Source organism: Flagellimonas sp. S3867 (assembly GCF_014698935.1).
Classification (GTDB): Bacteria; Bacteroidota; Bacteroidia; order Flavobacteriales; family Flavobacteriaceae; genus Flagellimonas.
In genome coordinates, this window is the sequence record NZ_JACVMN010000004.1 from 213,203 (window position 1) to 233,136 (window position 19,934).

The following is a 19,934-nucleotide window of genomic DNA, read 5'->3' on the forward strand; positions in this document are numbered from 1 at the left end:
AATTTATTGCATGCCTGGTATATCCAAAAAAGGGAGGCAAATGCCAGCTTCTCCTATCCGAAAATTGGTACCCTATGCGGAAGCAGCAAAGAAAAGGGGCACCCATGTTATCCATCTGAACATTGGACAACCCGATATAAAAACACCCAAGGTGGCACTGGATGCCGTTAGAAATCATAATATTGAGGTACTTGCCTATAGTATGACAGAGGGTTCTGAGATGTACAGAACCAAAATTGCAGCCTATTATGCCAAAAATGATATTCACGTATCTTCAGAGGACATCATAGTCACTACAGGCGGTTCCGAGGCTTTATCTTTTGTAATGGGAACAATTATGGATGCTGATGATGAAATCATCATTCCTGAGCCCTTTTATGCCAATTATAACGGTTTTGCTACAGCCCTGGGAGTAAAAGTGGTTCCGATAGTATCCCGTATCGAAGATAATTTTGCCTTACCTCCCATTTCCCATTTTGAAAAATTGATTGGTCCAAAAACCAAGGCCATTTTAATATGCAATCCAGGAAATCCTACTGGATACCTGTACCGTAAAGAGGAAATTCAGCAATTGGCACAATTGGTTAAAAAGCACAACCTCTTTTTGGTTGCTGATGAAGTATACCGGGAATTTGCATACGAAGGCAGGGTCCATTATTCCATTTTGCAAGAAAAAGGACTTGAAGAGCATGCCATTATAGTAGATTCTGTCTCTAAAAGATATAGTATGTGCGGAGCACGTATTGGCTGTTTGGTTTCCAAAAACAAAACGGTGATACAAACCGCCCTGAAGTTTGCCCAGGCCAGATTGTCTCCACCCACTTTTGCACAAATTGCCAGTGAAGCGGCGTTGGAAACCCCACAATCGTATTTTGATGATGTTATCAAAGAGTACGCTGAAAGAAGAAACATTCTTATTGCTGAGCTGCAAAAGTTGGAAGGTGTGCGTGTTGCCGTTCCCCAAGGAGCGTTTTATTGCGTTGTAAAGCTTCCAGTCTCCAATTCCGATGATTTTGCTCAATGGTTGCTGGAAAAGTTTGAAATGGACGGAGCAACCGTGATGGTCGCACCTGCTGCCGGTTTTTATGCCACCAAAGGGCTGGGAACCAATCAAATACGAATTGCATACGTGTTAGAAAAAGAATTACTTGTAAAAGCGGTACAGATTTTGGGAGAAGCTTTAAAAAAGTATAACACTTAGTGAATATTCAAGAAAACATATCACTTAAAAACCACAATACCTTTGGTATAGAAGCCAAGGCCAAGGCTTTTGTTGAAATAAACGGATTAGCACAGCTTCAAAAAGTGTTGGAACTAAAAGCCTATCCAAATAAATTCATTTTAAGTGGTGGCAGCAACATTTTGCTCGCCAAAGATGTTGATGCGCTCGTAATGCATATCAACCTGAAGGGTATTTCTGTGGTCGAAGAAAATGAAGATGAGGTTGTTTTAAAAGTGATGGCTGGTGAAAACTGGCATGATTTGGTGCTATGGACCTTGGAAAAGGGATACGGTGGTTTGGAAAACCTGTCATTAATACCCGGAAACGTAGGTACTGCACCCATTCAGAATATAGGGGCTTACGGCGTAGAATTAAAAGATGTTTTTGAGAGTTGTGCCGCCATGGAAATTGCGGCTGGCGAACTGATCGCTTTTGACAACGATGCCTGTAAATTTGGTTATCGGGATTCCATATTTAAGAATGAAGCGAAAGGCAAGTACATTATTACATCTGTCTCGCTAAAACTCACCAAAAAGAATCATACTCTGAATACAGGCTATGGCGCCATTGAGGATGAACTCAAAAAAAATGAGATCGTATACCCTACAATACGAGACATTTCCAATGCAGTTATCGCTATTCGCCAAAGCAAACTGCCCGACCCCAAAGAAATTGGCAATAGCGGCAGTTTTTTCAAAAACCCTATAATTTCAAAAAAGACATACCAGAAACTAAAAAAGGAAAAACCAGATTTGCCCTCTTATAAGGTAGATGAAGACCATTACAAGATTCCTGCAGGTTGGCTTATTGAACAATGTGGCTTTAAAGGAAAACGATTTGGGGATGCAGGGGTTCATGAAAAACAGGCTTTGGTGCTGGTAAATCACGGCAATGCCTCTGGAGAAGAGCTGTTAAAATTGGCTGAGCAAATTCAAAATACTGTGAGTCAACGATTCAAAATTCAAATCAGTCCAGAGGTGAATGTAATAAAATAACCCCTGCATTGTATCAATAACAGGGGTTATACCAAACCAAACTAACCAAAATTGTATATACTTGAAGTATAATTGTTGGCTTTATAAAAGATTACAACCCCAACAAATAATCCTTTTTCTAACTTAACGTTGTAGTATATACGAGATAAACATTATTTTAGATTTTAGCCCCCTAAAATTTTACCTTAACCACCCTTTGATGAGTACACTGATTGAAAGACATATTGTTTCACTTCTTGCCGAAAAGGACGACAAAGCCATATCGCTATTGTATGAAAATTACGGTGATACCCTTTTTGGCGTAGCTTACAAAGTGGTAAGAGATGAAGATTTAGCACAGGATATTCTGCAAGAAAGCTTTATCAAAATCTGGAAAAAAGCGGATTCATATGATCCATCAAAAGCCAAACTCTTTACTTGGCTCTTCCGGATTACAAGAAACACGGCTATCGATAAACTTAGAAGTGTCAGCAATAAATCGGATAAAGAAGTCCAAATAGACGTTTCGGACGTATATAACTTAGGAGTAAGTGGCATTCGGCCTGAATTTATGGATGTCCAAGAGAATCTTGATAAAATAGAGCCCAAATATAAAATTGTATTGGAAGCCCTATTTTTTGAGGGAATGACCCAACAAGAAGCCAGTGAAGAACTGGATATTCCTTTAGGAACAGTTAAGTCAAGACTTAAGATTGGACTTAGAGAAATGGGTAAAATTTACGGAACGAGCATCACGCAACTCCTGTTGATAATTTTATTGTCATGAAAGAAAAAGTAAAATATTTTTTGGATTCCGACATACTGGAAAAATACCTTTTGGGAGATACTACAAAAGAAGAAACCCTTAAGGCAGAACGTTACATTACCATGTATCCTGAAGTTAGGGAAACTTATGATCAGCTCCAGGACAATTTGGAGGCTTTTGCCAAAATGTATGCCAGAAAAACGCCTGAAGGCCTAAAAGAGATAATCCTTCATAGTGCTAAAAAGGAAAAAGCTGTTAAAAATAAATTTTATCGCTATGCCGCTGCGGCCAGTATTGTAATTATGTTTTTTGCTGGATCCTCGTACTTCTTATGGAACCAAAACAAGAACTTACAGGAAGAAAACACCCTGGTTACCAATCAAATTAAGGGCATTGAAGAAAATATGAAAAACCAATTGGAAGACGTAAGAAACCAATTTATCGTGTTAAACAACCCTGCTACGAGAAGGTATGCCGTTAATGGAAAACGTGAGGGCAAAGAACTTAAAGCCGTTGCATATGTCAATCCAGTGAAAAAACTGTCCTATATCAACGTTAGCAATGTGCCTAACCTTCCTGAAAATAAAGTTTTTCAAATGTGGGCAGAAGTTAATGGCGAACTCGTCAATTTAGGTGTGATCAAAGATTTTAATGACAAGGACAAGCTTTTGGCGTTGCCCTATGCCGAAAATGCAATTGGTTATATTACCATAGAACCAAAAGGCGGAAACACTTCACCAACGGTCAAAAATATTGTGGCCAACATATCATATTAAGGTTCAACTAAAGTATGGCCAAACTTAAATCGCTTTAAACAGGTATTTTGTACCTTTGCGTAAAATTTGGAATATGAAGTTAGCGTTGTTGACCATTGGTCTTTTAGGACTTGCTTTCGCAGGAATTGCCATAAAAATTTGGTCCAAAAAAGATGGAAAATTTGCAGGAACATGTGCCAGTCAAAACCCTTACCTAAACCAAGGGGGTGAAGCTTGCGGTTATTGCGGAAAACTTCCCGATGAACAAGAATGCAAGAAAGATTCAGTTCTTGAGGCTCACTAAACCTTCTTGAACGTTCCACAAAATCAGATTTTTTGCTTAAAGCCGAACAAGCTATCCAAGAAAATATCAAAAAGGCAAAAGAAGGAAATCAAATTGCCTTCAGTATACTCCTAGACACATTTTGGAATGATGTCTATGCCTTTCAAATGGCTCGGACCAAAAATGAAAACGACGCAGAGGACATCACTATACGAACATTCTCAAAAGCATTTGACAAGATAAATTCCTATGATGAGACCTACGAGTTCAAAACTTGGCTCATCACCATATCCAAAAACCTTCACGTAGATCTTATCCGCAAAAGAAAAAGAAGTCTTTTGGACGAGATGGACACTGATGGCGACGAGGTAAAAAAAGTGCTGGACGAATCCCCCTCGGTCGAAGACCGACTCATCACAGAGCAAAATCTGGCTAAATTGTTACAGCACATCAAAAAATTGAAGCCCCACTACCAAAAGGTCATCAATCTCCGTTATTTTAACGAGTTGAGCTATGCCGAAATTGCTAAAGAGCTTAATGAACCCGTCAATAACATTAAGGTAAAATTGCTTCGTGCCAAGAAGCTTTTGGCAGAAATCATTACAAAAAAGTGAATGGGGGTTTCCTTCCCAGTTTCGTATCTTTGTACCTCAATTATTTGATATGGGCACAGCCACTATTGATAACGTTCTACCACCAAAAGGAAAGCCAAAATGGCTAAGGGTAAAACTTCCCACAGGAAAAAAATACACCCAGTTGCGAGGATTGGTCGACAAGTACGATCTACATACCATATGCACATCGGGTAGTTGCCCTAATATGGGTGAATGCTGGGGAGAGGGAACGGCTACTTTTATGATTTTGGGTAATATCTGTACCCGCTCATGTGGTTTTTGTGGTGTTAAGACCGGTAGACCCGAAAGTGTTGACTGGGCAGAACCCGAAAAAGTGGCACGATCCATTAAGATCATGAGTATAAAACATGCTGTAGTCACTTCTGTTGATAGAGATGACTTAAAAGACATGGGGTCCATAATTTGGGCCGAAACCGTGAAGTCCATTCGAAGAATGAACCCAGAAACCACTTTGGAGACTTTAATCCCCGATTTTCAAGGGGTCGAAACTCATTTAGACAGAATTATTGCAGTTGCACCCGAGGTCATATCCCACAATATGGAGACCGTAAAAAGGCTTACACGAGAAGTTCGCATACAGGCCAAATATGAAAGAAGTTTGGGCGTATTGGACTATTTAAAGAAAAATGGGGCCAACCGAACCAAATCAGGAATTATGCTCGGTTTGGGTGAAATGGAAGAAGAAGTGATCCAAACCATGGAAGATCTAAGAAAAGTAGATGTTGATGTGGTCACTATCGGACAATACCTTCAACCTTCAAAAAAACACCTGCCCGTAAAAGAGTTTATTTTACCCGAGCAATTTAAAAAGTACGAAGAAATCGGCTTAAAAATGGGCTTCAGGCATGTGGAAAGCGGTGCTTTGGTGCGTTCGTCGTACAAGGCGCATAAGCATATCCATTAATTCTTCCTTACAATTTTCATGAAACAGCTCAACATAGGCATAAATGGCTTTGGACGTATTGGCAGAACTCTATTTAGATTGCTGCAGGACCATCCGCACATCAAAGTTTCGGCAATTAACGATCTGGCCGATGCCAGAACCCTTGCCCATCTGCTAAAATACGACAGCATACACGGCACCATCAATACCCAAGTCGATTCTAATGATCATGGTATTATTGTCAATGGTGAAAATGTCGCTGTTCTTAATCATGAACATCCAAAACAAATTAATTGGTCAGATCATGATGTTGATATCGTGGTAGAAGCTTCGGGAAAGTTTAAAAAGAAGGATCAATTACAGCATCATCTTAAAAATGGAGCAAAAAAGGTTATCCTATCCGTTCCTCCGGAGGAAGATGACGTAAAAATGGTGGTAATGGGGGTAAATGAAACCATATTGGCACCCGAAGATCAAATTGTATCCGCAGCATCATGCACCACAAACAATGCCGCCCCAATGATCAAGGTGGTAAACGAGCTTTGCGGAATAGAGCAAGCCTACATTACCACTATACATTCGTACACTTCAGACCAAAGCCTTCACGATAGACCTCATCGCGATTTAAGACGATCTCGGGCCGCTGGTCAGTCCATTATCCCAACTACCACCGGAGCAGCTAAGGCACTAACCAAAATCTTTCCTGAATTGTCGGATGTGATAGGAGGATGTGGTATTCGCGTCCCTGTCCCCAACGGTTCGCTTACCGATATTACTTTCAATGTTAAAAAGGAGACGTCCATTGCCGAAATAAACCATACTTTTGAACATTACGCCAATAACCAATTAAAAAACGTGCTGTTTTATACGGAAGACCCCATTGTTTCCATTGATATAAACAATAGTTGTTATTCTTGTACGTTTGATTCTTTGATGACCTCTGTTATTGGAAAAATGGTGAAAATAATAGGATGGTACGACAATGAAACTGGGTATTGCTCCAGAATAATTGATTTAATAGCTTTGTTTATAAAGAAAAACTACGTTTGACGTCAAACCCAATATATAACCATTTTTGCCATGCAAAATGGGTTGTTCTGTGCATTTTCCTATGTGCCCAGATATCCTTTGGTCAGAACGATGTCAATTCTACAGCCGATGTACAGTCCATTTTCGACCAATTTACCGTGTATCGTCATCAAAATAAGATTGACAAGGCCCTAGAAACTTTGGACAAGGCTGCTGAGATTGCCGAAAACAACGAAGATGCCAAGCTCCTATTAGATACCTATCACCAATATGCTCGCATATTTTTGGAAGAAGGAGATCGTGAGACCACCATTTTTTATTTAGATCGCGCTAGTATTCTGTTAAAGGACCTCTCCTATTCATTCGGTCAAGCCACACATAATTATCTTGAAGCAGCACTTCGCTTTGATGAAGGTAATAATTTTCAATCGTTGAAATTGCTGGAAGAATCCAGAAAGGTTAGCAACAACAGAAATCTGGGCAACAACATTCTGTTATTGGAGGCCTACATCTTTACCAATATTGAGCGTTACGACGATGCCATTAAAAATTTGCATGCGCTTATCGTTAATTCCGATGACAAAGAAAGGGCATACCTTGCCACTAAAGCAAATCTGCAATTGGCAAGCATAAGTCTTGAGCTTAATGATTTGGAGGAAGGAATCATCCATTCCAAAGCCGCTCTTGAACTTGCTCAAAAACATGGATATTTCAAAGACATTAAAACCGCCAATGAAAAACTATCGCTGATTTATGAAAAAAGCAGTGATTTTGGTGAGTCGCTTTACTACAAGAAAGCATTGGTGCAAATCAAGGATTCAATTTTCAATATTGAAAAGACGAGATTAGAAACAAAAACGGCGGACAAAATACGTTTCGAGCATCAAATGAATGAGATCAACAAGCTCACAGCCAAAAACGAAGAGTTGAGCGAATCCAAAAGTCGTTCGGAAATTACGTTGATCTTGACCTCAGCATTTTTGACCATAATATCGCTTTTGGCAGTTTCCTTATTTAGAAACAACCAAATAAAGCTTAAGACCAACGATCTTTTATACACAAAAAACAAAGAGCTGGAGTTGGCTCGGGATTCTGCGGTTTCCGCAATGGAAGCTAAAACCAACTTTCTTTCAACAGTTACCCATGAGCTGCGTACGCCACTTTATGCGGTTACCGGTTTAACACATTTATTATTGGAGGAAAACCCTTCAGAACATCAAACAGAGCACTTAAGGTCTTTGAAATTCTCGGGGGATTATCTACTAAACTTTATCAACGATATCCTTCAAATCAACAAAATTGATGCCGACAAGCTGGAACCCTTGAATATTGAATTCAAGTTACATAAGGTTTTAAAGGATGTTGTTGATTCCTTACAGCAAAATGCAAATGAAAACAGTACAAGTTTGGTTCTTGACTATGATCCAAATATTCCACAGCACTTGCTGGGTGACCCCATAAAGATTTCGCAGGTATTCATGAATTTGGTAGGCAACGCGCTTAAATTCACAAAAGACGGCAAAGTAGAGGTCATTGCAAAATTGCTTAAAAAAGAAGAAGACAAGGTAAAACTGTACTTTGAGGTAAAAGACGATGGTATTGGCATCTCGGAAGACCAGCAGCAAAACATTTTTGACAGTTTTGAGCAAGGCTCCATTCAAATAAACCGCGAGTATGGTGGCACCGGACTTGGCCTGACCATTGTAAAGAGTTTACTGGGTATTTTTGACAGTAAAATCAATTTGGAAAGTGAGCTGGGAGAAGGAAGTTCTTTCTTCTTTGAATTGGATTTAAAATGTGATACCAATGCCTTGGAAGAAGTATCCTTTGAATTGGCCCCTGAAGAATTCGATTTTAAAGGATTGCATTTGTTGGTGGTTGAGGACAATAAAATCAACCAGGTCATCACCAAAAAAATGCTTACCAAAAAGGAGATTACATGCGATATTGCCAACAACGGTAACGAAGCTATTGACCTTGCCAAGTCCAACACGTACAATGCCATTTTAATGGATATTCATATGCCCGGCATAAGCGGGGAAGAAGCCACTCGGCAAATCCGAAAATTTGATTCGGAAATCCCTATCATTGCCCTTACGGCCATTTCTTTGGATGATAGTTTGGATAGCTTTTACGAAGCGGGGTGCAATGATGTGGTGACCAAGCCATTCAAACCTGAAGTTTTCTACCAAAAAATTGGAGAAAACATTTTTCAGAAAAAAGAGCAGGGATTGGTCTAAATCTGGGCTAAAATTGCCTGCTTTAAAACCTCTCGGTCTTCGTCTCCAAAATTGTGGGCCACTTCCAAGTAATATAGGTTTTCTACCCTACCCTCCAACCTTACATAATCTTTCTCAGTGGTGAGTACCGTTTCAAAATTTGCAAACTTTTCTATCTCATCAGCTGAAAAATAATGATGATCGCCAAACTCAAAATGATCAAACTGTAACCCTTGACTTTCTAAATGGGTAACAAGCGGTTCAGGAGAAGCTATGCCCGTCACCAAGGCAAATTTCCTTTCCCTTAATGCATTCAATCCAATTTGTTCAGCCCCATTGTTTATCTTTTCGGCATAGGTTAAGCTTGCAAAAAGCACTTTTTGATGCGTTTTGGGGTCGATGCTCCGGGTAATGCTATTCTTCTCTTCGTTCGAGATATCTGCAGGGCATTTGGTCACAACAATTAAATCGGCCCGTTTTGCCTCCATTTTACTATCTCTTAAATCACCAGTGGGCAAATACCAATCATCTACAAACAAATTGCCATGAGCCGTCAATAAAATGGAAAATTTGGATTTTACCCGCCGATGCTGAAAGGCATCATCCAAAAGTATCATATCGGGTTTTGTAGTAGATTCGAGTTGCTGAATTCCATTTTGTCTATCCCCATCTACAGCAACCGTGATATTGGGGAACTTTTTATGGAGTTGAAAAGGTTCATCTCCCAAATCTTCAACTGAGCTGTTCGGTCCTGCAAACAAAAATCCTTTGGACTTTCTTTTATAGCCCCTACTCAAAACCGCTATGCTCCTTTTTTCCAATAACCTTACCAAATATTCAATCATTGGGGTCTTTCCGGTGCCTCCAACACTCAGATTCCCTATGCAAATGGTGGGTGTTCTATAGGTCTTGGATTTGAAAATCCCCATATCGAACAAGCGGTTTCTTATAAAAACCACCAGGGCATAGATCAATGAAAACGGAAATGCGATTTTGCGAAGCAATTGCAGCATAAAGCGAAAATATAATATTTTATCTTTAGCCAACTTAAGAAACAGCAAATGACAGTAAAGGATATCACAAAAATACTGGAAGAACTTGCTCCATTGCAACATGCAGAGGATTTTGATAATGTGGGCCTTCTGGTGGGCAATGTCAATATGGATGTTAGGGGAGTTCTGGTGACTCTCGACACTTTGGAGGAGGTTGTTGATGAAGCCATCAAAAAAGAGTGCAATCTCATTGTCAGCTTTCATCCTATAATCTTTAAAGGGTTGAAGAAACTTACTGGGTCCAATTATGTGGAACGTGTGGTCTTGAAGGCAATTACCAACAATATTGCCATCTATAGTATGCATACGGCCCTGGACAATAGCAATGCCGGGGTGAATGCCAAAATCTGTGAGGTATTAGATATTCAGAACCCAAAAATTCTTATTCCTAAATCAAAAACCATAAAAAAACTGGTAACATATGCTCCTATTGAGTCAGCTGAGGAGGTCAAATCGGCTTTGTTCCGTGCAGGTGCCGGTGAAATGGGAAATTACAGCAATTGTAGTTTTAGCAGCGAGGGAGTTGGCAGTTTCAAACCCGAAGAGGGTACAAATCCAACATTGGGAGAGATTGGAAAAGTACAATTGGAAAAAGAAATGCAAATCAATATGATTTTTTCTTTTGAAAAACAGGCCACTATTCTGTCTGCACTTTTTAAAAACCATCCATATGAAGAGGTCGCCTATGAAATTTTAACCCTGGAGAATACAAATTTGGATATAGGTATGGGGATGATAGGTGAGCTAGAAACTGAAATGGAAGAAGGGGCTTTTCTTAAAATGGTAAAGAATCGAATGAATGCCTCTGTAGTCCGTCACTCAAAATTACGAGATAAAAAAGTAAAAAGAGTAGCTGTTTTAGGGGGTAGTGGCGCCTTTGCAATCCCTTACGCCAAAAAAGCAAAAGCAGATGTTTTTATCACTTCCGACATAAAATACCATGAGTTTTACCAAGCCGAAGGGCAATTGGTGATCGCTGATATCGGGCACTTTGAAACTGAGCAGTTTACAAAAGAGTTATTGGTTGATTATCTTATCAAAAAAATTCCTAATTTTGCAGTCGCGTTATCGGAAAGTATAACAAATCCCATCAAGTATTTATAAAAATTTATGGCGAACAAGAAAGAAAACACCGTGGAAGAAAAACTAAGAGCACTTTATGATCTACAGTTGATCGATTCCCGGGTTGATGAAATACGAAATGTTAGAGGTGAATTACCATTGGAAGTACAAGATTTGGAAGATGAAGTACTAGGCCTTAAAACCCGTATGGATAAATTAAAAACCGATGTTGAAACGGTTAATTTTGAAATTGCTGCCAAAAAGAACCTTATTGAGGAGTCGAAGGTATTGATGAAAAAGTATGCCGAGCAACAAAAAAATGTACGCAACAGCCGTGAATTTAACTCTTTGAGCAAAGAAATAGAGTTTCAAGAGCTTGAAATTCAGTTGGCCGAGAAAAATATAAAGGAATTCAAGGCCCAGATAGAGCAGAAAAAAGAGGTGATATCCGAAACCAAGGAAAAATTATCTGAACGTGACGGACATTTAAAGCACAAAAAAGGAGAGTTGGATGCCATTCTTGCTGAAACTGAAAAAGAAGAAAAGGCGCTTTTGAAGAAATCGGAAGAATTCGAAGATAAAATCGAAGAGCGATTGATTCAAGCGTACAAACGTATCCGACACAATGTAAAGAATGGTTTAGCGGTTGTTCCTGTTGAACGTGGCGCCTCTGGCGGTTCTTTCTTTACCATTCCACCACAGGTTCAGGTTGAGATTGCTTCTCGCAAGAAAATCATTACCGATGAACACAGTGGAAGGATTTTGGTCGATCCTTTACTTGCTGAAGAAGAACAAGGTAAAATGCAAAAATTATTTTCTAAGATTTAGATAACAACGCATTTAAAAAACATAAGCCACCTAAAGGTGGCTTTTTTGTTTCATTCAGTTTCCAATTCCAATAAAGCGAGTATTTTCTTTTCCACCGCTATGGTTTCCCATTTATTCTCAATATCTGGAAGTTGCATTACCTGCTGCATTATCCTTTCTTGCATATCGCCAATGGCCAAGGCTTCGGCATAAGGTCTATCTGAAAAAGTGACCCTACTATATACAGGAATCCATTTATCTGGATATTTTTTTGCGAATTTTTTCTCTATTTTCTTCTGCAACAGAAATTCCTGGTCTGCAGTTTTGCTGCTCATTTCAACAAAATTTCTGTAACTGAGTTCTGCAATGGCATCCGCGTTGGGCTTGCGCTGCTTTTGGTATTCAGAAAATATGGTTTCCCAGTTATCACCGTGGGTTCCCATAAGTTCATTTAGTGCAAAAATATCCTCAAAACCAGCATTCATTCCCTGTCCATAAAAAGGAACGATTGCGTGTGCCGAATCTCCTACCAAGGCAACCTTGTCCCAATACGTCCATGGGTAACACTTCATGGTCACCATGGCACTTGTTGGATTGTTGAAAAAATCTTTGGTGAGATTTTCAATTTCCTTTCTAACATTTGGAAAATATGTCTTAAAAAAGGTTTCTGCCTCTTTTTTAGTGGTGATACTTTCAAATGATACGGTTCCTTCAAAAGGCAAAAATAGCGTACAGGTAAAGCTCCCATCTATATTAGGCATGGCGATAAGCATAAACCTTCCCCTAGGCCAAATGTGAAATGAATTTTTCTCTAATTTATGGGAACCATCTACATTAGGTGGAATAGTAAGCTCTTTATACCCTACATCAATAAAACTTTGGGAATAATCGAACCTGCTTCGGCGCTGCATTTTATGGCGCACTCTAGAAAAAGCACCATCACATCCAAAAATTAAGTCATATTGGTATTCTTTCCATTCGCTTTTCTCCGATTCGCCGGTATATAATCTTGCTCCTGGCAAATTGATATCCCAAACTTTTTCATTGAATTGAAATTTTGCCCCTGCTTTTTCGGCCAAATCAATCATTCGTCGATTCAAAACACCTCTGGAAATCGACCAAATCGCCTCTCCATCTTTGCCATATTTTTGAAAATAAACGGGCTTCTCGTTCACATGCATTGCCCTTTTTTCCAAAGGAATGGCAATTTCTTTGATGCTATCTTCCAATCCTACTTCGCGTAAAGCCCGCCAACCCCGATTGCTCATGGCCAAATTGATAGATCGACCCGAAAATTCAATAGTTCGAATATCTGGTCTCCGGTCAAAAACTGTTACTAAATGACCTCTTTTTCTTAAATAAATTGCCAACAGGGAACCCACCAATCCAGAACCGATGATGGCAATATTTTTGGGGATTTGTGTCATAAGTACCGATGGGTCAGTTCGTGTTAAACGATAAAAATAAGGAATAAAGTGGGATTGGATTTGCTCTGAATGGAGCAAATTCGGCTAAAATCAATCACTTTTTGTTTCAAATCCAACAGCAACATTGTTCAAAAAATAATTTCACATTTTTTAACATTTCAAAAAGGACTTTTGGTATCAAAATTGCCGTATATATTATAAATATCCCGCTTCGGCGTCCATATATATGCAAAAAGTCCTTCATAAATTTTATGAAGGACTTTTTCCCTTTTTGCACACTTCGACAAGCTCAGTGTGACAATATATCTTATTCCAAAATGCCGTCTACAATACCGTAGGCAACAGATTCTTCGGCGCCCATCCAATAGTCACGGTCAAAATCTTTCATGACCTTGTCGTAGTCCTGTCCACAATTTTCTGCCAAAATCTTTGCGCCAAGTTCTTTGGTCTTGATAATTTCTTTGGCTTGAATCTCGATATTGGAGGCCTGCCCTTGCGCTCCGCCACTTGGTTGATGAATCATCACTCGAGCGTGCGGCTGAATAAAGCGTCTCCCTTTTTCTCCAACAGACAATAGAATGGATCCCATTGAAGCCGCCAAACCTGAACAAACCGTAGAAACTGGGCTTTTTATCTGTTTGATGGTATCGTAAATCGCAAAACCAGAAGTCACATATCCACCTGGACTATTGATAATCAACTGAATTTCCTTGTTATTTTGAAGATCCAAATAGAGTAAGCGGTCTATTACGTGCTTTGCCGAATCATCATCCACCATTCCCCATAAAAAAACTTTGCGCTCTTCAAGCAATTTCTCTTGGACCAACTCTTGTACCTTTCCTTTTTTTGAACTCATTCTTTAGCTTTTGAAAGTTTCAAAATTAATCAAATTCCAAAGAAGTTTTTGGCACAATCCATTCTCTTTATAGAAATATCCGAATTACGACTTTATCTCGACCTTTTCAGAAACCACATCTTTAATTGGAATTACAAATTTTCCATTTTTGGTGACCAAGGTCAAGGAGTTATTTTCTATCGCCTCAATGGTCCCAGAATGTCCTGAAATAACCACTTTGTCACCGACCGCGTAAGTCCTTCGGGTATAAAAAGACCTTAAAAGGTCGGTAATGACATCCCTTGACCCTAAACCAAGACCTAAAGCAAAGGCAAGTAAGAATGCACCCAAAATCATGGTGATGTTATTGGTAATAATGGAAGTGTCTATTCCCGCCTGGTTCAGAGCAGTAATCGAAATAAATATCACAATGATGTAAAAGAGCATATTGCTCACCACATTAGACCCTCCAAATTCAAGGGAGTCGAATAGCTTTTTCACTGTTTTCTTCACAAAATTTCCGATATAAAGTCCAATCATCATCAACGCCAATGCGCTAAACAATCGTGGTAGGTAGCGTAAAAGATTTCCTATTTCGGTAGAGATGATTTCCCAACTCAAAATATCGGCTGCGACAATCAAGAAGACCAAGAGTAAAAACCACTTGACAAACCCTAGGATCACCTTGATAATATCAATTTTTAGGTCTCCTTTACCAAACAAATCCATCTCATTGATTTTTTCACTCAATGCGTCGGCTTTGGCCAGCTTTAAAATCTTTCCAAAAATAAACAGTATGATTTTTGTGACAATCCACCCGATCAAAAGAACGATCAGTGCACCAATTATCTTGGGCAGGGCCATTGCAATGTCCCTTCCCATGGTTGTGAGAGAGTCGAAGGTCAGGTCTTTCCATTCATTTATAGTTTCCATATTCGTAGTTTTTTAAGTATTCTTAATTAATTATTTCCCAAAGTCTTAAAGAGTTTCCGTAATGCTGAGCCCACATTGAAAGAAAACAATGATGCTAGATCAAGAATCAACTTTGCAGCTGCTATGTCGTTCATTACCTTTTTCTTCATTCCAGGTGGGACCTCTCTTAATGAGGCCTCTAATTCCCTAAATGGATTTCTTTTCTTCTTTGCCATCTATGGTAAGGTGTTATAGATTTCCAATAGTTTTTCTTTTGCTCTCTTCAAACGCATCTTAACTGCGCTCTCCCCTATTTCCATAAGGGTAACAAGGTCTTTTATCGATGCACCATCTTGATATTTCAATAACAAAATGGACTTGTCCTCAGCAGAAATCTGCTCCAAGGCCTCTTTTAGTTTGTTGGTCTTCATCTCAAAAAGGCTATCATCAGGTACTTCGGCGGTAAGCTTGTACTCTGAATCTTCAACCGGTATCGATTTATCGCTCATTTTCCGTTGCTTGTTCCTATTTACATAGTTTACACAGAAGTTATAGGTAAAAGAGTACAGCCAAGTCGAAAACTTGGATTTCCCTTTGAACATCTTCAGTTTTATGAACAATTGCAAGAAAACATCCTGTGTTAGGTCTTCAGCTTCGTCTTCGGATCTTGCAAATCCATAGCACTTGTTATAGACCATTTTTGCATAACGGTCATACAGCTTACCAAACAGTAAAGGATTGTTGTTGGCCACAATCTTTTTCACCAGCTCCTCATCCGATAAATGGGCATACGGGTCATCTGTTTCCAATGATTTCTTATCAAGGTTATTTATAAGAATTAGAAACAGCCTTTTGAGAAAAGTCACTCGAATCGAATTGTGGTTATAGAATCAGTTAAAAATGAAACAGAATTGTTCCTGAATATAAATTAAATTCAAATTACATTTGAAAAAAAATTGAAAATGAAGAAAATTCCCATTTCGTTGCTGTGCCTCTTCCTTGTTTTGACCGGTTGTAAAAACAAACCAAAACAGATTGAAAAAGAGGAAACTCCTGCCCAAAGCGTTGCTGAAAAGATTGCCTATGCCCATGGGTATGACAATTGGAAATCGGTAAATGAATTCACTTTTACCTTTAATGTGGATAGAGACAGTTTACACATGGAACGCAGCTGGTCCTGGAAACCAAAGACCAATGAAGTGACCTCTATTATCGGTTCGGATACCATAAACTATAACAGAGGTTCAATGGATAGCATAGCCAAAAAGGCCAATGGTTACTTTATTAATGATCGCTATTGGGTTCTGGCACCATTCAACCTGATTTGGGATGCCAACAACTATACCTTTGAACATCAACTTGAGGAAAAAGCTCCGATTAGTCAAAAACCAATGCAAAAGTTAACCATTGTGTATGGTAATGAAGGTGGATATACCCCTGGTGATGCTTATGATTTCTATTTTGGAGATGATTTTATTGTTCGTGAATGGGTATTTAGAAAGGCCAACCAATCCGAGCCATCTATGACGACCACATGGGAAAATTATACTAAACTGGGTGGGTTACAGCTCGGAAGAGATCATAGAATGGTTGAAGGTTCTTTTAGTTTGAATTTTACCAACCTGAAAGTTAACTAAAGGTATTGTTCACGATTTTCTTCTTTTTAGGGAGACTGTTACCAACAATACTAAAAGTACACAACCTAAAAGAACGTAAAAACTATGTTTTAGTGAAGCTTCCTCGGCTACAAATCCTAAAATAACCGGTCCCATCAAAAATCCTAAATAACCCGTACCGGCTATAAAGGAGACCCCTTTAGCCGATTCAACTCCCTTTACATTTCCGCCAATACGAAAAAGCTCGGGAATAATCACTGAAAACCCAAGTCCATTAAGTGCAAACCCGGCAACAGCCAATAGGGTGTTTCCAGATAACACCAATCCATATCCCAATGCAGCAACCACGGTTCCGAGGACAACAATTTTTACAGATCCTATTTTTTCGCTGATACCATCACCCAAAAAGCGGCCCAAGGTCATTGTTATTGAAAATGCCAAAAATCCTGAACCGATCATAGTCTCGGGTGCTAAAGTTATCTCTTTGAGATAAAGACCGCTCCAATCAATAATCGCGCCCTCACTCCCCATTGTCACAAATGCAATGATTCCGAGTAGCAATAGTGGTTTCAAAAGTTTAAGGCTAAACTGCTCCTTATCAACCGGTGCAGCAACGATATTTAGGTATTTTTTATAGAAAAAAAGGTTTATCAGAAAAACCACAACTACGGTCATTCCCATATGTAATGCAGGGTTACCAATAAACGGAATCAAAAAACTTCCCAAACCAACTATAACACCTCCCAGACTGAAAAATCCATGTGCGGCTGACATAAAATTCTTTTTGTCCTCTTTTTCAATTTCAGTGACCAAAGTGTTCATTGCAATGTCCGTAAGTCCATTAGAGAGACCAAAAACAAACAATGAAATCATCAAGAGATAATAGTTTGGCGCCAACAAAGGGAAAAGTGCTGTGATACTGCACAGCAAAACACTGTACCAAGTAGCTCTTCCCACTCCAAGTTTATTGATGATTTTGGAAGCCATCGGAAAAATAGCAAACACACCCAGGGAAAGGCAAAAAATGGCAATCCCCAGATCGGCTTTATCAATATTGAGTTTTTCCTTAACGGATGGGATATATATGGCCCAGGTACCAAACCAAATATTTAGGCTTGTAAAAACCCATGCAGGAGCAAAATATCGAGGATTGGAAAAAATCAGCTGTAATGATTTCATTGCTAAAATTTACGATACCCACAAAATAACTAAGGATCGGACAAAGGTTCATATGATAGAATATTCCAGAAATAAATCATTTTATTCATTTATTTGGTATTTTATCCATTATTAGGGTAATTTTACCGTATGAAGCCTATTCTAGAAGCCATAAACCTGCAAACCGACTCTTCTCTAAAAGTGGAGTGCTACGATAACTCTAGCTACTGCAAGTCTACTGGATGGCATATCCATCCCGAATTTGAATTGGTTTTTGTAAAAAATGGCGATGGATGCCTGAACATAGGTTCTAGAAAAATGAACTATTCCAACGGCACGTTGGTTTTTTTGGGAGGGAATATTCCACATGCAGATTTTGGCAATAAGGATCATGAAGATAACCTAGAGGTGGTCATCCAATTCAGAAAAGAATTTTTAGTGGAAAAGCTAAAGGTATTCCCCGAACTATCTGGCATTAAAGACCTGATTCAAAAATCCAAGCAGGTAATGGTCTTCGACTCAACCATAAAGGATTCGTTATGGAATTATTTTAAGCAGTTTGATTCACTGGACAATCAAGGAAAGCTGATTAACCTACTTACGATTTTAGATCATTTGAGCAGATATGGTAAATATGTATGTCTTTTTGATTCCTATCCTGTAAACAAGTACAAAAAAAATGAGATTGATCGCCTTGAGGAAATTTTTGAATATGTGAACTACAACTATTCAAAAAACATTTCGGTGGCTCAAATTTCTTCGCAATTGGGCTATACCTCCAATTCTTTTTGTCGTTTCTTTAAAAAAATGACCAACCGTAGATTTATTGACTTTGTAAACGAATATCGCATAGAAAAAGCTGTTGAAGCTTTCAACGAAAGTAATAGCTTGATTGCAGAGGTCATGTATAATTCTGGCTTTAACGACCCTTCTTATTTTACCAAGCAGTTTAAAAAATATCAAAGTGTAACACCAAGTACTTATTTGAAGTCCAAATATGGGCTTTCATCTGTTTAGGATGCCTTGCTTAAGAATCTGACCAAAGTTGTACATGTCAGTATAAGAGCAATAAAAGGGCGCTGGGGCCAACCGAATTACATTTGGTTCGCGCCAATCTGTAATTACCCCATTTTTCATTAAATAATCGAATAAGGCCTTGCCCTCTCCATGTAGAAATACCGATAGTTGACATCCACGCTCCTCAGGAGTTATTATTTCAAAAGAACTGGTCACTTCTTGATCTATCTCGTGAAGTACAAATTCAAGATAGGCTACAATTTTTTTTTGTTTTGTGATCAAAGCTTCCATTCCCACCTCATCAAACAATTCCAGCGAAGCCAAATAGGGTGCTATTGAAAGTATGGGAGGATTGCTCAACTGCCATGCATCTGCCGTTTCAATGGGGTCAAACTCCGGCTGCATTAAAAATCGGGTTTCTTTTTTGGTTCCCCACCAACCCTCGAACCGAGGAAGGTCTTTTTTACCGAGATGTTTTTCATGAACAAAAATACCCGAAGCATTACCGGGTCCACTGTTCATATATTTATAGCTGCACCATGCCGCGAAGTCGACATCCCATTCATGAAGTTTGAGTGCCACATTGCCAGCTGCATGGGCCAAATCCCAACCCACAAAAGCACCAGCAGATTTTCCCGCCCTGGTTATGGTCTGCATATCAAACACCTGTCCATTGTAATAGTTCACCCCTCCTATTAACACTAAGGCCAGTTCGTCCCCTACTTCATCAATTTTTAATAAGATATCTTCCTTTCTCCAAAAATGTTCTCCATCGCGTTTTTTTACCTCAACAATGGCTTCTTTTGGATCAAACCCATGAAATCTAACTTGGCTTTGCAGCATATACTGATCAGAAGGAAAGGCTTTTTCCTCACATAAAATTTTGAACCTTTTTTTGGTGGGCCTATAAAACGATACCATCAATAAATGAAGATTCACCGTCAGGGTATTCATCACCGAAATCTCCTCTGGTTTTGCCCCGACAACTTTGGACAGTCCTTTTGCAAGCTGCTCGTGATAGTCCCACCAAGGTTTCTCGGCATAAAAATGCCCTTCCACGGCTAGTTCGCGCCAATCTTTCATTACGTCATCGACAAACTTTTGGGTACGCTTTGGTTGTAACCCCAATGAGTTACCGGTAAAATAGATAACCTCTTTCCCATTTACTTTTGGAAAGTGAAATTCATTTCGGTATTTAGCCAGCGAATCTTGGGTGTCTAACCGTTGTGCAAATTCCAATGAATTTTGAAATGTCATATGTAGCAATGGTTTCTAATGATTG

Annotated in this window: 21 protein-coding genes; 13 read left to right on the forward strand and 8 right to left on the reverse strand. The window is 39.1% G+C overall.

Annotated elements, in window-relative coordinates; translation table 11 throughout:
- Nucleotides 1–10: 10 nt before the first annotated feature.
- From IAG46_RS17090 to IAG46_RS17130, 9 genes are all read left to right on the forward strand, one after another.
- Entirely contained in the window at nucleotides 11–1,201 is a 1,191-nt protein-coding gene (locus tag IAG46_RS17090; protein ID WP_190811602.1) for a pyridoxal phosphate-dependent aminotransferase, read from the forward strand.
- Complete coding sequence (gene murB / locus IAG46_RS17095) at nucleotides 1,201–2,217, forward strand: UDP-N-acetylmuramate dehydrogenase (RefSeq protein ID WP_190811603.1); 1,017 nt, start codon at nucleotides 1,201–1,203, stop codon at nucleotides 2,215–2,217. The genes IAG46_RS17090 and murB overlap by 1 nt, the downstream gene beginning before the upstream one ends.
- A 199-nt stretch (nucleotides 2,218–2,416) precedes the next feature.
- Nucleotides 2,417–2,983: an RNA polymerase sigma factor gene (locus IAG46_RS17100; RefSeq protein WP_190811604.1), complete on the forward strand. Its 567-nt coding sequence runs from the start codon at nucleotides 2,417–2,419 to the stop codon at nucleotides 2,981–2,983.
- Entirely contained in the window at nucleotides 2,980–3,738 is a 759-nt protein-coding gene (locus IAG46_RS17105) for an anti-sigma factor (RefSeq protein ID WP_190811605.1), read from the forward strand. Before IAG46_RS17100 ends, IAG46_RS17105 begins: the two co-directional genes overlap by 4 nt.
- 73 nt (nucleotides 3,739–3,811) lie before the next feature.
- Nucleotides 3,812–4,021 (forward strand): membrane or secreted protein, encoded by a 210-nt coding sequence (locus IAG46_RS17110; protein ID WP_190811606.1) that lies wholly within the window; start codon nucleotides 3,812–3,814, stop codon nucleotides 4,019–4,021.
- A gap of 32 nt (nucleotides 4,022–4,053) precedes the next feature.
- On the forward strand, nucleotides 4,054–4,614 hold the full coding sequence (locus IAG46_RS17115) for an RNA polymerase sigma factor (RefSeq protein ID WP_190811607.1): 561 nt from the start codon (nucleotides 4,054–4,056) through the stop codon (nucleotides 4,612–4,614).
- 49 nt (nucleotides 4,615–4,663) lie between these two features.
- Complete coding sequence (gene lipA / locus IAG46_RS17120; RefSeq protein WP_190811608.1) at nucleotides 4,664–5,539, forward strand: lipoyl synthase; 876 nt, start codon at nucleotides 4,664–4,666, stop codon at nucleotides 5,537–5,539.
- Between the two features lie 18 nt (nucleotides 5,540–5,557).
- Nucleotides 5,558–6,568 carry a type I glyceraldehyde-3-phosphate dehydrogenase gene (gap, locus tag IAG46_RS17125; RefSeq protein ID WP_190811609.1) on the forward strand — a complete coding sequence of 337 codons (1,011 nt, stop codon included), beginning with the start codon at nucleotides 5,558–5,560 and terminating at the stop codon, nucleotides 6,566–6,568.
- Nucleotides 6,565–8,787: a response regulator gene (locus IAG46_RS17130; RefSeq protein ID WP_223826745.1), complete on the forward strand. Its 2,223-nt coding sequence runs from the start codon at nucleotides 6,565–6,567 to the stop codon at nucleotides 8,785–8,787. The genes gap and IAG46_RS17130 overlap by 4 nt, the downstream gene beginning before the upstream one ends.
- Here the strand turns inward: IAG46_RS17130 and lpxK are convergent.
- Nucleotides 8,784–9,779 carry a tetraacyldisaccharide 4'-kinase gene (gene lpxK / locus IAG46_RS17135; protein ID WP_190811610.1) on the reverse strand — a complete coding sequence of 332 codons (996 nt, stop codon included), beginning with the start codon at nucleotides 9,777–9,779 and terminating at the stop codon, nucleotides 8,784–8,786. The two genes, IAG46_RS17130 and lpxK, sit on opposite strands and share 4 nt — an antisense overlap.
- A 48-nt stretch (nucleotides 9,780–9,827) precedes the next feature.
- On the opposite strand from lpxK, the gene IAG46_RS17140 reads away from it, so the two are divergent.
- Nucleotides 9,828–10,922 carry a Nif3-like dinuclear metal center hexameric protein gene (locus IAG46_RS17140; RefSeq protein WP_190811611.1) on the forward strand — a complete coding sequence of 365 codons (1,095 nt, stop codon included), beginning with the start codon at nucleotides 9,828–9,830 and terminating at the stop codon, nucleotides 10,920–10,922.
- A 6-nt stretch (nucleotides 10,923–10,928) separates the two neighbouring features.
- On the forward strand, nucleotides 10,929–11,708 hold the full coding sequence (locus tag IAG46_RS17145) for a zinc ribbon domain-containing protein (protein ID WP_190811612.1): 780 nt from the start codon (nucleotides 10,929–10,931) through the stop codon (nucleotides 11,706–11,708).
- A gap of 50 nt (nucleotides 11,709–11,758) precedes the next feature.
- Here the strand turns inward: IAG46_RS17145 and IAG46_RS17150 are convergent, their stop codons facing one another.
- The 5 genes from IAG46_RS17150 to IAG46_RS17170 all read right to left on the reverse strand — a co-directional run bounded on the left by IAG46_RS17150 (nucleotide 11,759) and on the right by IAG46_RS17170 (nucleotide 15,670).
- Nucleotides 11,759–13,114 (reverse strand): NAD(P)/FAD-dependent oxidoreductase, encoded by a 1,356-nt coding sequence (locus tag IAG46_RS17150; RefSeq protein ID WP_190811613.1) that lies wholly within the window; start codon nucleotides 13,112–13,114, stop codon nucleotides 11,759–11,761.
- 307 nt (nucleotides 13,115–13,421) lie between these two features.
- A complete protein-coding gene (locus IAG46_RS17155) occupies nucleotides 13,422–13,970 on the reverse strand; it encodes a ClpP family protease (RefSeq protein ID WP_190811614.1) in 549 nt (182 codons plus the stop codon).
- Nucleotides 13,971–14,054: 84 nt separating this feature from the next.
- Nucleotides 14,055–14,882, reverse strand: a complete 828-nt coding sequence (locus IAG46_RS17160; RefSeq protein ID WP_190811615.1) for a mechanosensitive ion channel domain-containing protein — start codon at nucleotides 14,880–14,882, stop codon at nucleotides 14,055–14,057.
- A gap of 26 nt (nucleotides 14,883–14,908) precedes the next feature.
- Nucleotides 14,909–15,097, reverse strand: a complete 189-nt coding sequence (locus tag IAG46_RS17165; RefSeq protein ID WP_190811616.1) for a hypothetical protein — start codon at nucleotides 15,095–15,097, stop codon at nucleotides 14,909–14,911.
- Complete coding sequence (locus IAG46_RS17170; RefSeq protein WP_223826746.1) at nucleotides 15,098–15,670, reverse strand: RNA polymerase sigma factor; 573 nt, start codon at nucleotides 15,668–15,670, stop codon at nucleotides 15,098–15,100. It lies immediately after the preceding gene.
- Nucleotides 15,671–15,823: 153 nt separating this feature from the next.
- On the opposite strand from IAG46_RS17170, the gene IAG46_RS17175 reads away from it, so the two are divergent.
- Nucleotides 15,824–16,498, forward strand: a complete 675-nt coding sequence (locus IAG46_RS17175; protein ID WP_190811618.1) for a hypothetical protein — start codon at nucleotides 15,824–15,826, stop codon at nucleotides 16,496–16,498.
- 9 nt (nucleotides 16,499–16,507) lie between these two features.
- Here the strand turns inward: IAG46_RS17175 and IAG46_RS17180 are convergent, their stop codons facing one another.
- Nucleotides 16,508–17,656 (reverse strand): MFS transporter, encoded by a 1,149-nt coding sequence (locus IAG46_RS17180; protein ID WP_190811619.1) that lies wholly within the window; start codon nucleotides 17,654–17,656, stop codon nucleotides 16,508–16,510.
- A gap of 129 nt (nucleotides 17,657–17,785) precedes the next feature.
- Between IAG46_RS17180 and IAG46_RS17185 the strand changes: the two genes are divergently transcribed.
- Nucleotides 17,786–18,652 carry an AraC family transcriptional regulator gene (locus IAG46_RS17185; protein ID WP_190811620.1) on the forward strand — a complete coding sequence of 289 codons (867 nt, stop codon included), beginning with the start codon at nucleotides 17,786–17,788 and terminating at the stop codon, nucleotides 18,650–18,652.
- Here IAG46_RS17185 and kynU read toward each other — a convergent pair.
- Nucleotides 18,641–19,909 carry a kynureninase gene (kynU, locus tag IAG46_RS17190; protein WP_190811621.1) on the reverse strand — a complete coding sequence of 423 codons (1,269 nt, stop codon included), beginning with the start codon at nucleotides 19,907–19,909 and terminating at the stop codon, nucleotides 18,641–18,643. The genes IAG46_RS17185 and kynU overlap by 12 nt on opposite strands.
- Nucleotides 19,910–19,934: the final 25 nt, after the last annotated feature.

Bases quoted from the DNA above. Each gene is read 5' to 3' on its own strand.
- IAG46_RS17090 (WP_190811602.1), top strand. From the start codon at position 11: ATGCCTGGTATATCCAAAAAAGGGAGGCAAATGCCAGCTTCTCCTATC.
- IAG46_RS17100 (WP_190811604.1), top strand. From the start codon at position 2,417: ATGAGTACACTGATTGAAAGACATATTGTTTCACTTCTTGCCGAAAAG.
- IAG46_RS17105 (WP_190811605.1), top strand. From the start codon at position 2,980: ATGAAAGAAAAAGTAAAATATTTTTTGGATTCCGACATACTGGAAAAA.
- IAG46_RS17110 (WP_190811606.1), top strand. From the start codon at position 3,812: ATGAAGTTAGCGTTGTTGACCATTGGTCTTTTAGGACTTGCTTTCGCA.
- lipA (WP_190811608.1), top strand. From the start codon at position 4,664: ATGGGCACAGCCACTATTGATAACGTTCTACCACCAAAAGGAAAGCCA.
- gap (WP_190811609.1), top strand. From the start codon at position 5,558: ATGAAACAGCTCAACATAGGCATAAATGGCTTTGGACGTATTGGCAGA.
- lpxK (WP_190811610.1), bottom strand. From the start codon at position 9,779: ATGCTGCAATTGCTTCGCAAAATCGCATTTCCGTTTTCATTGATCTAT.
- IAG46_RS17140 (WP_190811611.1), top strand. From the start codon at position 9,828: ATGACAGTAAAGGATATCACAAAAATACTGGAAGAACTTGCTCCATTG.
- IAG46_RS17145 (WP_190811612.1), top strand. From the start codon at position 10,929: ATGGCGAACAAGAAAGAAAACACCGTGGAAGAAAAACTAAGAGCACTT.
- IAG46_RS17150 (WP_190811613.1), bottom strand. From the start codon at position 13,114: ATGACACAAATCCCCAAAAATATTGCCATCATCGGTTCTGGATTGGTG.
- IAG46_RS17155 (WP_190811614.1), bottom strand. From the start codon at position 13,970: ATGAGTTCAAAAAAAGGAAAGGTACAAGAGTTGGTCCAAGAGAAATTG.
- IAG46_RS17160 (WP_190811615.1), bottom strand. From the start codon at position 14,882: ATGGAAACTATAAATGAATGGAAAGACCTGACCTTCGACTCTCTCACA.
- IAG46_RS17165 (WP_190811616.1), bottom strand. From the start codon at position 15,097: ATGGCAAAGAAGAAAAGAAATCCATTTAGGGAATTAGAGGCCTCATTA.
- IAG46_RS17175 (WP_190811618.1), top strand. From the start codon at position 15,824: ATGAAGAAAATTCCCATTTCGTTGCTGTGCCTCTTCCTTGTTTTGACC.
- IAG46_RS17180 (WP_190811619.1), bottom strand. From the start codon at position 17,656: ATGAAATCATTACAGCTGATTTTTTCCAATCCTCGATATTTTGCTCCT.
- IAG46_RS17185 (WP_190811620.1), top strand. From the start codon at position 17,786: ATGAAGCCTATTCTAGAAGCCATAAACCTGCAAACCGACTCTTCTCTA.
- kynU (WP_190811621.1), bottom strand. From the start codon at position 19,909: ATGACATTTCAAAATTCATTGGAATTTGCACAACGGTTAGACACCCAA.